Source organism: Pantoea sp. S61 (assembly GCF_016625145.1).
Classification (GTDB): domain Bacteria; phylum Pseudomonadota; class Gammaproteobacteria; order Enterobacterales; family Enterobacteriaceae; genus Pantoea; species Pantoea rwandensis_B.
Map to the genome: position 1 here is coordinate 159,740 of NZ_JACVUO010000012.1, position 16,082 is coordinate 175,821.

The window sequence follows — 16,082 nt, forward strand, 5'->3', positions numbered from 1 at the left end:
GCGTGTAAAACGAACAAAAAAGCATGACCTTCCCCATTTGTTACCGAAAACACCGTGTGCCTACTGTGTTTCTTTTATGCGCAATGTGTGCACGTCCCTAATCGTCACCCTGTTGATTTAAGATTTATCCTGGAAGTTGACGTGAACCACTCGCATAAAAGTGTGATCGTCATAACGCTATTATACTGATTACTCTCTGCTTTACGGACGCGCCTGGCGTAAGGAGTGTGTTGATGCTCAGACTTAACTCGTCGCTGATGATTGTGACCGATCTCGATGGCTCGCTGTTAGATCATCATGATTACAACTGGGATGCCGCCAGTGAATGGTTGCAGCGCCTCAAACAGCAGGCGATTCCCGTGGTGTTTTGTTCCAGTAAAACGGCCGCTGAAATGATCCCCTTACAGAAACGCCTGGGTCTTTCCGGTACCCCTTTCATCGCTGAAAACGGGGCGTTTATCGCTTTTAATGGCGAGCAGATTGCAGCGGAGGAACCGGGCGAAAACTATCTTGCGCTGTGCCGATCATTGAAAACACTGCAACCCACCTTCCGTTTCACCGGTTTTCACGACTTCAGTGATGCGGACGTGGCCCGCTTCACCGGATTAACCCTGGCCGAAGCCAGCCAGAGCCGCTTGCGCGATGCTTCAGAAGTCATACTTTGGCGCGATGATGGCGAAAAGCTGGATGATTTTCGCGCGGCGCTGGCGGAACACAACCTGGCGCTCACCCAGGGAGGACGATTCTGGCATGTGATGCCAGCGGGCTGCGGTAAAGGCATTGCACTGCATCAGCTCCAGCAGCATCTCGAACAACGCACCGGGGAGAAGCGCACCACCATCGGCCTCGGCGATGGCCCCAATGATGTGCCGATGCTGGAGCAGGTGGATTATGCCGTGGTGATTAAAGGATTCAGTAAAACCCCGGTGATCCTCTCACGGCGCGATCAACAGAATGTCTATCACACCGCGCATGTCGGCCCGCAGGGCTGGCGTGAAGGGCTGGACTATTTTCTCGCGCAACCCGAATAACCCTCTGACCTAAGGATGAGAAAATGAGTGATTTTTACCAAAATGGTGTCATTACTAACTTTCATAATCTCACCCAACGCAGCGTTGAATCGCTGGAAAAAGAAATGGTACGTTTCGCGCGCAAACGCAAAATGGGGCTGATTCTGCCCTCCCTGTTCTCAGAACTGGAGGGTCCGGCGCTGGATAACATCGTCAATGAGCTGGCTAAAGTGCCTTATCTGGATGAGATTGTGATTGGCCTCGACCGCGCTGACCGCGGCCAGTTTCTCTTTGCTCTTGAGTTCTTTTCTCGTTTGCCACAACGCCATCGCATCCTGTGGAATGATGGCCCGCGATTGAAAGCACTGGATGCTGAACTGGATAAAGAAGGGTTGTCGCCGAGCCAGCCGGGCAAAGGGCGTAACGTGTGGTTCTGCACCGGGTATACGCTCGCCTCGGATCGCACCCAGTGCGTGGCGCTGCATGACTGCGATATCGTCACCTATGAGCGCAGCATGCTGGCGCGCTTACTCTACCCGCTCGCCAACCCCTCGTTTCAATACGAATTTTGTAAGGGGTTCTATGCGCGCGTTGCGGACGGCAAACTGAATGGCCGCGTGGGTCGCTTGCTGGTAGGCCCGTTGCTGCGTTCGCTACAAAAAGTGTATGGCCATTCTGAGTATCTGGATTACCTCACCAGCTTCCGCTACCCACTTTCCGGCGAATTCGCCATGCGCACCCATGTGCTGAACGGCATCAAAATTCCTGGCGACTGGGGGCTGGAAATTGGCGTGCTATCGGAGATTTACCGCAACTACACCACGCGACAAACCTGTCAGGTGGAGATTGCCAATAACTACGATCACAAACATCAGCCGCTGGCAGAAGAGGATGGCACCGGCGGCCTGAAACGTATGAGCAATGATATTGTGCAATCGCTGCTGCGCAAGCTGGCGACCATGGGCGTGCCGCTCACCAGTGATTCGTTCCGCGTGCTCAAAGCCACTTATTATCGCAACGCGCTGGATATGATGGAGATTTACAACCACGAAGCGACAATGAATGGCCTAAAGTTTGATCAGCATATTGAGGAAGCGGCGGTCGAGATGTTCACTCAGGCGATACTCGATGCCGGACAATCCTTTATTGAGCGGCCTAATGAGAAACCTTTCATTCCCAGCTGGAGCCGCGTGCAATCGGCTTTCCCGGATATCCTGCAGCGGATTTATCAGGCAGTGGAAGAGGATAACGAAGGCAAAGTTTAATCTTCCGCTACCACGCGGTTGCGACCGCCGGTTTTCGCCAGATACAGGCGGCGATCGGCGGTGGCTTGCAGGCTCTCCGCATCATAATCGCCTTGCTCCTCACTGCCGGTCACGCCAGCTGACAGGGTGATGTTGAACGTCGAATTACAATTGACCAGAATGGTTTTTGCCGCTAAACGCGTACGGATGCGCTCAGCGACGGCAATCGCATCCGCCAGCGTGGTTTCCGGCAGCACGATGCAAAACTCCTCTCCACCAATACGACCCGCCACATCATATTTGCGCAGCGTATGGCTAATCACGCCTGCCACTCTGATCAACGCCTGATCGCCCGCCGCATGGCCCCAGGTATCGTTCACTTTCTTGAAGTGATCGACATCCAGCTGAATCACCGCAAGCGGCGTTTGCTGCTGCTGACTGTGGGCAGAGATCGCGACAAACTGTTCAAAAAACGTATTACGGTTGAGTAGTCGCGTCATACCGTCGTAATTGGCGCGCCAGGTGAGTTTGGCGGAAAGATCGTCCATACGACGTACCAGACGAATAATGACCTGATGCGCCACCAGCAGCAGCAGAACAAACAGCAGCCACATGCTGAGTAAGAAGAGTGAAACGCGGCCCAGCTCCTGTGACATCCCCTGCCTCAGGCTCTGAATATTAACGATATACGCGTCCACATTCTTTAATTTGCTCCAACTGGCAAACTGAGTGCCAAGGCGCATGACACCACCGGGGAGTTGCCGGATTCGGCTCTCCAGACGCGCCTGCTGTTCAGGCGTCAGCGGCTCATCGTTGGGTGCATGCAAGCGGGTGATTTCTTTCAGCGAGCGGTCCACTATCAGCAGCTTGCCTTGCAGCAAGCTGTGTCGTGCTTCGGCCATCAACGCATGGATGCGTGACTGGGTGAAATCCATTGACAGCACACCATACCAATAACCATTACTGATGATCGGCGTGCTTACCGTCATCATCAGCCTTCGTTGAATTCACCCTGATAGGCTTCCGTCCAGCGCAACCTGGCATGCGACGGATTATTGGGTGCCTGGTCGCGAAAATAGGGACGTTGCGTCATGGTGCTATAACTCTCTTCCAGCTCTTGCGGGCTTTGCGGCGGACGTGAGCTAATAAAGAAACCGGCGCGCGAGATATACCAAAAGCGTGAGTGAAAATCCTGTGCGGGATCGCTGAACTGCATGATAAAGCTGAATTCCATTGCAGCGCGCAGTTCTGCAATCAATTGATCGTTTTTTCGCAGCAGCAAGGGATCACGCGCCAGCCAACTGTCACTCACGCCATTGAGCGGCATACTGCGCAGGCTGGCCAACTTTAATTGCCAGGTGGTTTGCTGGCGCAGCTGCTCAAAGCGGGTAATGGCTTCGCGCGTTTGGCTCGAATCGAGCGGATGCATCAATGCATAGTTGAGCATTTTCTCGTAAAACATCAGCTCATCGATACTTTCCTGAAACTGACTGTCGAGGCTTTTCTGGATTTCAGCCAGCTGTGCGCGCTGTCGCGCTTCATAGTTATTTTTCAGTTCAATCGCTTCATGCACGGTGAGAAAAGCAGAGAACAAAAAGACCGCCAGAAAGCAGAGATGCACCGGTAAAAAAGGATTACCAGTGCGTGGCGTCAAAGGCGTAGTGGGCATGGGCGACAGTTATTCGGTAAAGGGCGGATGCGAAAAGTGTAGTCAGCAGGAGAAAAGTCGTACAGGCAGGGATCAAAGGAAAATCAAATAGGTAAAAAACGCAACGGGACGGCATCACCGTCCCGCACACGCTTAGCTGGCCAGCTGGCGCGCTCCGGATAAGTGACTCAGTTCGTCACTACGGAACGCCTCACGGCGCACGCTGTAGCCATCATACCAACGACACTCTACCATTCCGCTGGCATAGCCGGTCACCACCATCGTGGGTCCGCCCTCTTTATGCTGAACTTCGTCACTGATCGCAAAGGTCATACCGCGCCCTCCCTTTTTCCGTTGAATGAACGAATAAAGTTATAGCAGCTGAACCCCATTTGTGCCTATAGGATAATGTTATTACTGTGACGAAATCGGAATAAGCAGTGTAAAATGTTGTTTATAAAAAAAGCCGATAAAAATTATTATCGGCTTTGAATGCTTTCCCGGGTGGGAAAATCAGATTTTGCAACCTTCACAGTCTGCTTCATCACTGATATCAGCCGGGACTTCATTGGCCTTTTCAGCCGCTTTCGCTTCAGCCTGTTCCAGCTGTGCATCGATATCAAATTCAAACATATCGTCGTTCATCATCGTTCTCCTGACCCGTGATTGATAAATTCCTGCGCTTTATACCGATTTACCGCGCACTTTCGCAACCAGATTTACCGCCAACAGCACGATCGACCCAATGATAAAGCCGAGTACCAGATTGGCACCGTTGCTCAGCAAGGCGGAGATAACGCCATGGAAGCCGCTGCTGTACTCACTGATGGCATGATGTAACGGGGCAATACCGTGCACAATGATGCCGCCACCGACCAGAAACATCGCTACCGTACCCACCACCGATAACACCTTCATCAGCCAGGGCGCCAGGGCTAATAGCGCACTGCCGATCGCCTGCGCCAGCGTGGAGGATTTTTCCCGCAGCCAGTACCCGAGGTCGTCGATTTTCACGATCATCGCCACGATGCCGTAAACGCCAATCGTGACCAGAATCGCGATCCCCGCCAGAATCAGTACCTGATTCAGCAGCGGTGCTTCAGAGACAATCCCTAAGGTAATCGCCACAATTTCCGCTGAAAGAATAAAATCGGTGCGTACAGCGCCTTTCACTTTATCTTTTTCGAACTGACGCGGATCCTGCTGCGCCAGCTTGTCCAGACGCTGTTGACGCGCCTCCGGGCTGCTTTCTGCTTTATCGTGATTCAGGCTATGCAGCACCTTTTCCACGCCTTCATAGCAAAGGTAAGCGCCGCCCAGCATCAACAGCGGTGTAATAAGCCAGGGCGCAAACGCCGAGATAATCAGCGCCAGCGGTACCAGGATTAATTTATTGAGAAAAGAGCCTTTCGCTACGCTCCAGACCACGGGTAATTCACGGTTGGCTTTTACGCCGGTGACCTGCTGCGCATTGAGTGAGAGATCATCCCCCAATACGCCAGCGGTCTTCTTTGCCGCGACCTTGCCCATCACTGAAATATCATCAAGCAGCGTTGCAATGTCGTCCAGAAGCGTGAGTAAACTTGTTCCTGCCAAAATAGTTATCCTTATTCCGGTTCGTGATCCTGACAACAGGGGCATCGCTCAACCGCCGTCACTGACATATCAGCGATGCCCGCACAGTCCCATTCGACGCGAAGTGTTTGCCCGGCCAGATCGCCAGCGTGCACATATTTGCTCACCGGACTTTCCGTCATTCCGCTGATCTCCTCGGTGGTCACCAGTTGCTCGCCCAAATAAATGCGTGCCGTTGCGTGGGTGTTCACCATCCGCTCATCATGGAGTTGATACAGGCGTTTGACAGTCAGTTTGATGCTGCTCATGGCTCGATTCCGCGTCCCAGAGAAAGAGAAGATCTAAACCGTTATGGCGGCTAAAAGCAACAATCACACGCTATTCAACGCGATAGTGATGCAAGCCTTGATGATCGATTTCGCCACTGTGCATAGCGGCCAGCAGCCACTCTTCCAGTCGTTCAATCAGCGCCTCATCTTCAAGGCGCAATTTACCGCGCAGCGCGCATTCCCAGACAATCAGCACTTTCCAGCCGCTTTGTTGTAATTGGCCGATATAACGGCGGTCACGTTCAACATTGCTGTTAATTTTGCCATTCCAGAACTCGGTGCGCGTCGCAGGCATCTTGAATAAATAGCAGTGATGACGATGCCAGAAACAGCCATGGACAAAGATAATCGCTCGTTCCTGTGGCAGGACAAAGTCAGGCCGACCCGGCAACGCTTTATCCTGCACACGATAGCTAAAGCCACGATCTTTTAAAATCAACGCGATACGCTGCTCTATCGCCGTGTCCTGATTGCGAATGGCGCGCATATTTTTGCTGCGAATGGCTTGCGAGTGGACGTCGACCATGGCGTCTCCTTTTTAATGAGGCTCTTTCAACTTTAGCGGTTTGGCGTAAAAGCGAAAGGCACGCGCAACAAGTGTGTGAAGGCGCGAGGAGTGATAGCATAGCGGCTTCACTGTTAAGGAAAAACGCATGCTTGCTATCGATCCCGCCGCGACGGTTTCACCCCCCTCATTTTCTGCCCCTTCGGATGACGCCACATCGCTGTTATTGCAGGTTCTCGATATCTATGCCGCACGCGATGTGGTGCACACCTTAACCGAAGCGGGGGGATGCGACTGGAGCGTGCCGCGTCTGAATCGCATTCGTCAGGGCAAAAGCAGCGTGCCTGCGCTTTCCAGCCGTGAAGTCAGCAGCCTGCAAGCGTTACTGCCTTCGCGCCCTGCACATTACGCCGCGCCTAAATTTCAATTTGTCGACCTGTTTGCCGGTATCGGTGGGATTCGCCGCGGCTTTGAACAGATTGGCGGCCAGTGCGTGTTCACCAGTGAATGGAATAAAGAAGCGGTACGCACGTATAAAGCCAATCACTATAGCGATCCGCAACGACACCAGTTCAACAGTGATATCCGATTGGTGACGCAGCCCGCAGGACTCGCTGACGAGCAGGCGATTTATCAGCATATCGACCAAACCATCCCGGACCATCAGGTGCTACTGGCGGGCTTTCCCTGCCAGCCGTTTTCACTGGCCGGCGTCAGCAAAAAAAATGCGTTAGGCCGTGCACACGGTTTCGAGTGTGAAGCACAAGGCACCTTGTTCTTTGATGTGGCGCGGATTTTGGCTGCCAAAAAGCCACCGTTCTTCGTATTGGAGAACGTGAAAAACCTCAAGAGCCACGACAAAGGACGCACCTTTGCCATCATCATGGCGACGCTGGACGAACTCGGATACGACGTTGCCGATGCCGCCGACAGCGCGACACCGGATGCAAAAGTGGTAGATGCGCGCCATTTTCTGCCGCAACATCGCGAACGTATTGTGCTGGTGGGTATTCGTCGTGACACCGGATTGAGCGACGGCTTTTCACTGCGCGCGCTCTCTCAACACTATCCGCAGCAGGTACCCACGCTGCAGAGTTTGCTTGAGCCGACACCGGACGCGAAGTACACCCTGTCACCGACACTGTGGAACTATCTCTATCAATACGCCAAAAAGCACAAGGCCAAAGGTAATGGCTTCGGCTTTGGTCTTAACGATCCCCGTAATCCCAACGTATGCGTACGCACCCTGTCAGCGCGCTACTATAAAGACGGTTCTGAAATCCTGATTGATCGCGGCTGGGATCAGGCGCAAGGTGAAGCGGATTTCCAGCACGCCAGCAATATGGCTCTGCGTCCGCGTCGGTTAACACCGCGCGAATGCGCCCGACTGATGGGGTTTGAGGCGCCGGGGCAAAGCCAGTTCCGTATTCCGGTCTCGGATACCCAGGCTTATAAGCAATTTGGCAACTCCGTGGTAGTCCCGGTTTTTGCTGCTGTGGCAAAGCTACTTTCGCCACTTATCGAACAGCATCTTAGCCAAAACGCTTAGCGCCACGGGGCCATAATTTCCTTTAGGGACGCGCATTATGCTGTTTTGCGCTGAATCGCGTCCGCTGTCACCGAACTGTCGCGCCCGCTCCCAATACTCCTTTTTATTTTTGGGGGCGTTAGATGTCACTCCTTTCTGTAATCTCGTTACCGCTGCGTTTACGTACTCGTCTTACCTGGCGTATGCCGCTTTGGCTGACCAGCCTGCGCAGCCAGTTTTTGCTGTTTATCGTGCTGTTTTGTTTACTGCAGTTCGCGGGCGTACTGCTGCTCAGTGATTACGTTAATCAGACGCAAATTTCACTCCAGCAAGCCAATCAACTGCGGGAAAGATTGGCCCTGCTGGATAAAGCACGTATCGAGTTGCTCACCGCCAGTGATAACAGCCACCGTGCCGGTATCTATTTAATGCAGGATCAGCAAAGTGGCTCAGTCGATAGCTGGAAAAGTCTGGCGGCCGCCTCTGATGATTCGTTAAAAAAAGCCCAGGTACTGTTCACCGCCTACCATGCTAAAGCGGACAGCCCGCTGGCTCAGGGCTTTGCAATGTTAGCGGAAGGTTTGCAAGAGCAGTTGAAAGGGTTAGCGGCCAATGACATCAATGCCTTCTTTATGGTGCCGATGCAGGCATTCCAGCAGCAGTTTAACGATGCCTGGTTCAGCGAGATTGAACAAGCCAACCATCAGTTGAGCAGCGTGAATCAAAATACCCTCAGTACGCTAAAGCAGAGTCGCAATATGTCGCTGATCGTTAGTGCCATTTTGATGGCGCTACTGGTGCTGGCCTCCAGCCTGCTGATGCGCGGCGTGCTATTGCCGCTACGACGCGCCAACCGACAGCTGGAACAGATTGCCACAGGTGACCTGGTACCGAGCCATGACACGCCGCGTCGCCAGTGCCTGGAGACGCGCCAGCTGTTTCAGTCGATCGAGTCGATGCGCTTCGGTCTGCAGCAGATTGTCAGTGACATTAATACTGTTGCGGTCAGCGTGGCGGCCGGTGCAGAAGATATGCAGCAGCATAACGAACAAGTCATGCAACAACATCAGGCGCAGAATGCCAGCTTCCACCATTTGTCACAGCGTTTACATCGCGTGTCTGAAGAGGTCGAAATTGGTGCGCAGTTCTCGCAGCAGGCCACACAGGAGGCGCAGTCAGCCGATGCCCTGATGCGCAACTGCGCCACGGAAGTCGACAACATGGAACTTAAAATGCAGCAGATCGTTACAGCTTCGGGTGATATCGCCGGAATTGTCGGCATGCTGGATAGCCTGTCGATGCAAACCCGTTTGCTGTCGTTGAATGCCGCGATTGAATCCGCCCACGCCGGTTCGTACGGTCGTAGTTTCTCCGTCGTCGCCAAAGAGATGGGACTGCTGTCGCAAAAGAGTGGTGAATCAACGCGTCAGATTAATGGTTTAATTCAGCACACTCAGCAGCATGTGAATGATGGTTTTGACAAAGTGAAAGCGCTGGAAGTGTTGTTTACACAAATCAGCGGCGCGGTGTCGGGGGTCGTAACGCAACTCGATGAGTTGCAGCAAAATAGCACTGCGCAAAGTCACCGCGTTAGTAAAATTGCGCACGAAGTGGTGGAGATGAGTAATCAGCTACAGCAAAACGAAGCGCTCAACGCCCATCAGGTCAATTCGGCTACGCAATTGCGTGAACTCTCTGATCGCCTCGCCCAGCGGGCACAGCAATTCCGCGTCGATGCCGCTTGAGTACAAAGATAAAAAAACCCGTCAATGACGGGTTTTTTATATCGCTTATTTTTTCTTTTTGCCTTTCTTCAGCAGTGCACGTACCTGCTTCAGTTCAGACGCGGAGAGCTGTTCAGCGACCGCTTCTTCGGTATTCAGACTATCGACGGCCGGTTGCTCAACCGCATGTAAACTGGCCTGCAGGCGGTTAACGATCTCCTGACTCATGGAGATTTGGTTATCGGCGGCTAACTGTTTGATGTGCTCTTTCAGAGCCGGGTCAATTTTAATGGTTAAGTTAACGGTCTCGGTCATCTTCATACTCCCTTTTGATTTACAACAACGTAGCGGAAGAAGATGAAAGTTAACAGACTGTCATAAAAATTTAATATTAAGAGTGTATAGGGCTGAAATCCCTTAATACAGACTCATCAATGCTGGTGAGATTGCCCTGCAATTCCGCGCACAGCTTAGCCATATAGTGCACCAGGAAATCCGCATTATGCTCCGCCAGCAGGCGCCCCGCTTCGGTTTGCATGGTTTCGGGCAAGCGTAAAAGTTTCTTCTGGAAGTGGTCCAACGTCCATTTCACATCGTCTAATTCACGTTCTTTTCCTAATGGATCTTCACTGTCAAACAGCGGACGGCCCAACACCCCGGCCGTGTAGAAAACGCGTGCGAGGCCGATAGCACCTAAAGACTCGAGGCGATCGGCATCCTGAACAATTTTTGCTTCCAATGTCAGTGGCGTGATGCGTGCGCTGAAACTGTGCGCCTGGACAGCATGGGCGACACCCTCGAGCAATTCCTGTGGGAAGTCCGGAAAGTCCTGCTGCAAAATTCGGCGTGTCTCTTCAGCCGCATAGGTGGAAGCCAGATGGCGCTCTGGATGGTTTTTGGGAAGGTTAACCACGTCATGGAAGTAACAGGCGGTGAGGACCACCATAGGATCGGCTGCACTGTGCTGCATGATGCGCGTGGCGCTCATCCAGACACGACGCAGGTGCGCGATATCATGGGCTTTATCATCGTGCAGCCAGTTTTGCTGCAGCCAGTTCTCGTAGCGTTGTTGCCAGCGGGTGAGTGACATCGTGCTTCTCCTTATTGCTGTTATAAAAGCACCGCCAATTCAGGGTGCTGCTCCTGGGGACATCATAGCGGTCTGGTCGTGACACTTTTTTTACATCCTTCCTGGATGTGCAAAGCGTAAAAATGCGATCCCGATCTTGTTATAGCGCTGTTAATGTCGCTTTCCCAGCGGAGATCACGTTTTAAGCATTTCCTTAGCGTCATTGCAGTTAAATAACTCTGTTAAACAGGCGTAATCTATTTCCACCATCAACAGTATTCACGCTTTTGAATTATTCCAGTTAATGATGCTAACTATCACAAGGTAAAAGCGATAAACGCTCACGGGAAAATCTGAAAAGATTCCCATGCAGGCCGTTATAACGTACTGTATAGGGGATATTTCTGGTTTTCTCTCGCCTGAGAAGGCATTTCCAGCATGTATTTTGCTTAAGCGCCATTTTTAAAACCGGAATATGCAGGAATAGCCTGATACTGAGGCGACAAATTATTAAGCAAATTGATTCAAACCCATTATGCTAACTCTCACATCTGCTGATGCGGGTGATTCGTCGAAGTTTTCCGGGTGAGTAACACTACATGAGGTACGTAATGAAAGAACGGCCGATTCTTTTTTCCGAACAGCGGGTCCGCGCCCTGCTGGTTGGCCAGCAGACGCAAACCCGGCGCATTATGAAAACCCAGGCTTTTGGCCCAGGCCAGGATCATCACGAAGGCGTGCATGCATTTGACGTTAGCGCCAACCATTTGCATGGCTATAAATTGATGTCGATGGCAGATGTCAGCTCGCACTGCCCGTTTGGCCAGGCAGGTGACCGATTGTGGGTGCGTGAAACCTGGCGCGGCCCCATCGTGCCAGAAGAGCAACTCGCCGAATATGAACGCGATCCACTGCCGTTCCGTAGCCCGGCTTTCTGTCAGTATCGTTCCGACAGCAATGAACTGGGTCAGTTGGATGACGATGTGGAGCACGCCGAGCAGTTTGGCTGGCAAACGGCGATTCATATGCCGCGCTGGGCCAGCCGTATTGATTTGGCGATTACCTCGGTACGTGCTGAAAAGATTCAGGACATCAGTGAAGATGACATCATGGCTGAAGGCGTACAAACAGATACGCACTTCCTGAATAACTTCTTCACGATGAACATGAACGCAGAATCGCCGAAAGAAGCCTATCGTAAAGCGTGGCAGAAGCAGTATGGCGCCACCAGTTGGGAAGTGAACCCGTGGGTATGGGTGATCGAGTTTCAACGCGTTGATCGCGAGAGTTAACTGTCTTCAGCCCTCACCCGCCTGGGTGAGGGCAATTTTCCTGCTTTGCCATCTTAATCACAGAAAAAACCTGCAGTAACTGATTGAATACACGGCTTTGATTCCGCGCTGGCATTTTCTTTTTTGTCGCGCCAGGATAACCCTTTCCGCCCTGCAGAGTGAGTCGCGCGATGTTCAAATGGCCATGGAATGCGCAGGTAGATACCACCGTCACGGCACTTCCCTGGCAACAGGCGCTGGCGCAACCGATCTTCTCGCTGCTGACGACTGAAGAGCAAAGCGTCCTGACCACGCTTGCCCAACGCTTTCTGCAACAAAAAAAAATCTCGCTGTTGAATGGACTGCAACTCGACGAACGACAGCTGGCACGCCTTGCCTTGCTGTTTTGCCTGCCCGTGTTGAAGCTCGGTCTGGAGTGGCTGGATGGCTTTCATGAAGTGTTAATTTATCCCGAGCCCTTCAATGTTGACGACCGTTGGGAAGACAGCAGCGGCTTAGTCCACCAGGCACCTGCAGTGCATGCTGGTCAAAGCTGGACACAAGGTCCGGTGGTGTTAAATGCCCTGGATATTCAGGACTCTTTCGACCTTTCCGGCTACAACCTCGTCATCCATGAAATCGCGCATAAACTCGATGCACGCGGCAGCGGCTATACCAGCGGTATTCCCGCCATTGCGTTACGAGATGTCGCCCAATGGGAGAAGGACTTGCTACAGGCGATGGAAGAGATAGAGGCGGAAGTGGAATTGGTGGGTGAGCAGGCGGCAACTATCGATCCCTACGCTGCCAGCGATCCTGCCGAATGCTTTGCGGTGCTGTCGGAATACTTTTTCAGCGCCCCTGATTTACTGGCGGATCGCTCCCCTGCGATGTATCGCCACTTACAACTGTTTTATCGTCAGGACCCGATGGCGCGTCTTTCAGCAGGTTCTGATTAAATCGCGATCGCTTTGTACTATTGCTAGCCAGTTGAATGCAAATGTATTTTTAGCTGTTGACACATTCAGGAGGTGCCATTAATATGCGCCTCGTTCACACGATTCCTCTGTAGTTCAGTCGGTAGAACGGCGGACTGTTAATCCGTATGTCACTGGTTCGAGTCCAGTCAGAGGAGCCAAATTTATGTTTTCATGCATCTTCACGAATCTTTATACGATTTAGGTTCAACAAGTTAGTGTGAAAAGTCTTCCCGATGCATTTTTATTTCCCCCTCCGCATCGGGCAAGATTGGTGGTCTGATTTGGGGTCATTTCAGTTCGATTATGGAGTGACCACCATATGTCTCTGAACGACACTAAAATCCGCAGCTTAAAGCCTTCCGCTAAACCTTTCAAAGTTTCCGATTCTCATGGCCTGTACCTTTTAGTTAATCCAGGCGGTTCACGTCTGTGGTATCTAAAATATCGTATCAATGGTAAGGAATCCCGCCTCGGCTTAGGTGCATATCCAGACGTTTCTCTGGCTTACGCCCGACAGCAACGTGATGGCATACGCAAGCTACTAATGCAGAATATCAATCCAGCACAGCAACGTATCGCAGATAAAGCTGCCCGCTCACCGGAAAAAACGTTTAAGCACGTTGCATTGAGCTGGCATAAAAGCAATCGAACCTGGTCAGAGAACCACTCTGCCCGTCTGCTTGCCAGCATGAATAACCATATCTTCCCCAAAATCGGACACATGCACGTCACAGACCTAAAAGCTCGCCATTTTATAGACCTATTGAAAGGCATTGAGACAAAAGGTTTGCTGGAAGTCGCGTCTCGTACTCGTCAGCACCTCTGCCATATCATGCGGCATGCCGTGCACCAAGGCATTATCGAAAACAATCCGGCGTCTAATCTAGAGGGAATCATCGCAGTACCTGTTAAGCGACATTACCCTGCCCTTCCCCTTGAACGACTACCAGAACTACTGAGTCGCATTGATTCCTATAAGCAGGGACGAGAGCTGACTCGCCTTGCAGTATTGCTAACACTGCATCTGTTTATTCGTTCCAGTGAACTGCGGTTTGCACGCTGGTCGGAAATAGATTTTATAAATAGTATCTGGACAATTCCCGCCTCTCGTAAAGCTATTACTGGGGTTCGATATTCAGAACGTGGCTCAAAAATGCGAACTCCTCATATTGTCCCCCTGTCTCATCAAGCTACGTCCATCCTAAAAGAGCTACAACAGATTTCAGGACATCAGACACTCTTATTTCCTGGTGCCCATAATCCATATAAGCCAATGTGCGAAAATACTATTAACAAAGCGCTACGCCTGATGGGTTATGATACTACTTGTGAAATTTGCGGCCATGGATTTAGAACGATCGCCTGTAGCGCACTAATGGAGTCAGGGTTATGGGCTCAAGACGCCGTAGAGCGACAGATGAGCCACCAAGAACGTAACGCTGTTAGAGCTTCCTACACACATAAAGCAGAATATCTGGAAGCACGAAAAGCGATGATGCAGTGGTGGTCCGATTATATTGACTGCTGCCGCTTAAAATTCATTGCTCCTTTCATATGGCGAAAGTAACGGCCAGCAAACCATAAAATACCTTTTGAGACAATACCTTATCAGTCCCTAAGGGGCGTCATAAAATTAATAATAGTTAGGCGCCCCATCACCTCACATATAACCATAAAGAAAAACTTATTTTTTAATGAAATAATACTTTCATAATACTTACCATAATAAATTGGGTATCACCCCATCCAAAGTATAAACCTTAGATTAAACAATGAATTATAATTGCTATCCAAATATAATGGATTATAAGCAACAAATTTATATAACGATTATAGGGCACAACATTTGACCGCTAAGATTAAAAGCATAAGATTAATTACACATCAAATTTGATAACAACATCAGTTTCTGGATATTTCAAACTAGGAGTTGTCATGAGTGAACTAAAAACACTATCAACTAGCTATACAACCAAGTATGAATCAAATGTAAGATCATATCCCCATGATTTTCCAGAAATTTTCAGTTATGCTAAAGGGTCTATTATTTATTCTGAAAACGGTAATGAATACATAGACTTTTTTAGCGGAGCTGGGGCTTTAAACTATGGGCATAATGATGATCTTATTAAAAAAGATCTATTAAGGTATATTAGCAGTGATGGAATAGCCCATTCATTAGATATGATGACATCTGCTAAAGAAAATTTCATTAAAACGCTCCAAAGTAATATTCTTTTACCTAGACAATTAGGTTACAAAGTCCAGTTTACTGGACCAACAGGTGCCAATGCGGTAGAAGCAGCATTGAAGTTATCCAGGAAAATTACTCAAAGAAATAACATTGCTTTTTATAGCAACGCATTTCATGGTATGTCATTGGGTGCTTTATCAGTAACATCAAACCCCCAAAAGCGCGCTGGGGCTGGAATCCCTTTGAGTAATTCTGTCGCCCTACCTTATGAGGGTTCGTTAGGGGGCAATGGCGCAGAGATAAAATACTTGAAGCACATTTTGAAAAAAGGGAGTGGAATTGAGAAACCGGCTGCAATAATTATGGAAACAATTCAAGGAGAGGGAGGTGTGGATTCGGCATCTTCTGCATGGCTGGAAGATGTTTATGACATCGCACGAGAAAATAATATATTATTTATAGTGGATGACATTCAGGCTGGTTGTGGCCGTAGCGGTGACTTTTTCAGTTTCGACCACCAAATCATAAAACCTGACATAGTAATCTTATCAAAATCTATAAGCGGCTATGGGCTACCATTAGCATTAATTTTAATTAAAGATGAACATGATATTTGGTCTCCCGGTGAACATAATGGAACCTTTAGAGGTAACAACCACGCATTTATTACAGCACAATCAGCAATTGAAAATTATTGGAAAGAACACATCTTTATTGAAGAAGTTAAAAGGAAATCGAAAATAATTGAGAATGCATTAAGTACTATCTCATCAAAGAAAAACAATGCAACGATAAAAGGTAGAGGTTTTTTGAGAGGAATTGAATTCGCAGATCGCCTAGAGGCTTCAAAAGTACAAAAAAAACTATTTAAAGAAAAAATAATAATCGAAACCTCTGGAGTGGACGCTCATGTTTTAAAAATCCTTCCAGCATTAAACATACCCGATAATTTATTGAATGAGGCATTAGATAAAATCGTACAAATTTCCACACATTGACTAGAGT

At 50.0% G+C, this 16,082-nt stretch carries 17 protein-coding genes and 1 tRNA gene; 9 read left to right on the forward strand and 9 right to left on the reverse strand.

All coding sequences use genetic code 11. The annotated features are described in order from the left end of the window. Positions 1-233 precede the first annotated feature (233 nt). Both IAE30_RS20595 and IAE30_RS20600 read left to right on the forward strand, forming a co-directional pair. Positions 234-1,031, forward strand: coding sequence for a mannosyl-3-phosphoglycerate phosphatase-related protein (locus IAE30_RS20595; protein WP_045834035.1), 798 nt, complete (start codon positions 234-236; stop codon positions 1,029-1,031). Between the two features lie 23 nt (positions 1,032-1,054). After that, positions 1,055-2,275 (forward strand): glycosyl transferase, encoded by a 1,221-nt coding sequence (locus IAE30_RS20600; RefSeq protein WP_200680857.1) that lies wholly within the window; start codon positions 1,055-1,057, stop codon positions 2,273-2,275. On the opposite strand, the gene IAE30_RS30095 is transcribed toward IAE30_RS20600, so the two are convergent. The 7 genes from IAE30_RS30095 to IAE30_RS20625 form a co-directional block, all read right to left on the reverse strand. After that, positions 2,272-3,246, reverse strand: a complete 975-nt coding sequence (locus IAE30_RS30095; RefSeq protein ID WP_234472812.1) for a diguanylate cyclase — start codon at positions 3,244-3,246, stop codon at positions 2,272-2,274. The two genes, IAE30_RS20600 and IAE30_RS30095, sit on opposite strands and share 4 nt — an antisense overlap. Next, on the reverse strand, positions 3,246-3,848 hold the full coding sequence (locus tag IAE30_RS30100) for a hypothetical protein (RefSeq protein ID WP_234472813.1): 603 nt from the start codon (positions 3,846-3,848) through the stop codon (positions 3,246-3,248). Before IAE30_RS30100 ends, IAE30_RS30095 begins: the two co-directional genes overlap by 1 nt. A gap of 207 nt (positions 3,849-4,055) precedes the next feature. After that, positions 4,056-4,235, reverse strand: coding sequence for a YodC family protein (locus tag IAE30_RS20610; RefSeq protein ID WP_034824498.1), 180 nt, complete (start codon positions 4,233-4,235; stop codon positions 4,056-4,058). A gap of 180 nt (positions 4,236-4,415) precedes the next feature. Further along, a complete protein-coding gene (locus IAE30_RS30295) occupies positions 4,416-4,550 on the reverse strand; it encodes a hypothetical protein (RefSeq protein ID WP_255253243.1) in 135 nt (44 codons plus the stop codon). Between the two features lie 36 nt (positions 4,551-4,586). Continuing rightward, a complete protein-coding gene (locus IAE30_RS20615) occupies positions 4,587-5,498 on the reverse strand; it encodes a DUF808 domain-containing protein (RefSeq protein WP_038646314.1) in 912 nt (303 codons plus the stop codon). Between the two features lie 11 nt (positions 5,499-5,509). Continuing rightward, on the reverse strand, positions 5,510-5,785 hold the full coding sequence (locus tag IAE30_RS20620) for a hypothetical protein (protein WP_200680858.1): 276 nt from the start codon (positions 5,783-5,785) through the stop codon (positions 5,510-5,512). A gap of 70 nt (positions 5,786-5,855) precedes the next feature. Further along, the gene (locus IAE30_RS20625; RefSeq protein ID WP_038646309.1) at positions 5,856-6,332 is read right to left on the reverse strand and encodes a very short patch repair endonuclease; all 477 of its coding nucleotides are present in this window, start codon (positions 6,330-6,332) and stop codon (positions 5,856-5,858) included. Positions 6,333-6,459: 127 nt separating this feature from the next. Here IAE30_RS20625 and dcm point away from each other — a divergent pair, with 127 nt between their 5' ends. Both dcm and IAE30_RS20635 read left to right on the forward strand, forming a co-directional pair. Further along, positions 6,460-7,860 carry a DNA (cytosine-5-)-methyltransferase gene (gene dcm / locus IAE30_RS20630; protein WP_200680859.1) on the forward strand — a complete coding sequence of 467 codons (1,401 nt, stop codon included), beginning with the start codon at positions 6,460-6,462 and terminating at the stop codon, positions 7,858-7,860. Between the two features lie 122 nt (positions 7,861-7,982). Continuing rightward, positions 7,983-9,584 carry a methyl-accepting chemotaxis protein gene (locus IAE30_RS20635; protein ID WP_200680860.1) on the forward strand — a complete coding sequence of 534 codons (1,602 nt, stop codon included), beginning with the start codon at positions 7,983-7,985 and terminating at the stop codon, positions 9,582-9,584. Positions 9,585-9,629: 45 nt separating this feature from the next. On the opposite strand, the gene IAE30_RS20640 is transcribed toward IAE30_RS20635, so the two are convergent. Next, positions 9,630-9,878, reverse strand: a complete 249-nt coding sequence (locus IAE30_RS20640) for a hypothetical protein (protein ID WP_034824521.1) — start codon at positions 9,876-9,878, stop codon at positions 9,630-9,632. Between the two features lie 76 nt (positions 9,879-9,954). Beyond that, a complete protein-coding gene (locus IAE30_RS20645) occupies positions 9,955-10,653 on the reverse strand; it encodes a phosphohydrolase (protein WP_200680861.1) in 699 nt (232 codons plus the stop codon). Between the two features lie 590 nt (positions 10,654-11,243). Here IAE30_RS20645 and IAE30_RS20650 point away from each other — a divergent pair. From IAE30_RS20650 to ectB, 5 genes are all read left to right on the forward strand, one after another. Next, positions 11,244-11,924 carry a hypothetical protein gene (locus IAE30_RS20650; protein WP_038646300.1) on the forward strand — a complete coding sequence of 227 codons (681 nt, stop codon included), beginning with the start codon at positions 11,244-11,246 and terminating at the stop codon, positions 11,922-11,924. A gap of 170 nt (positions 11,925-12,094) precedes the next feature. Further along, complete coding sequence (mtfA, locus tag IAE30_RS20655) at positions 12,095-12,862, forward strand: DgsA anti-repressor MtfA (RefSeq protein WP_200680862.1); 768 nt, start codon at positions 12,095-12,097, stop codon at positions 12,860-12,862. A gap of 103 nt (positions 12,863-12,965) precedes the next feature. Continuing rightward, positions 12,966-13,041, forward strand: a tRNA-Asn gene (locus IAE30_RS20660). Positions 13,042-13,202: 161 nt separating this feature from the next. Next, entirely contained in the window at positions 13,203-14,450 is a 1,248-nt protein-coding gene (locus IAE30_RS20665; RefSeq protein WP_200680863.1) for an integrase arm-type DNA-binding domain-containing protein, read from the forward strand. A gap of 368 nt (positions 14,451-14,818) precedes the next feature. Continuing rightward, positions 14,819-16,075, forward strand: coding sequence for a diaminobutyrate--2-oxoglutarate transaminase (gene ectB / locus IAE30_RS20670; protein WP_200680864.1), 1,257 nt, complete (start codon positions 14,819-14,821; stop codon positions 16,073-16,075). The last annotated feature ends 7 nt before the right edge of the window (positions 16,076-16,082 follow it).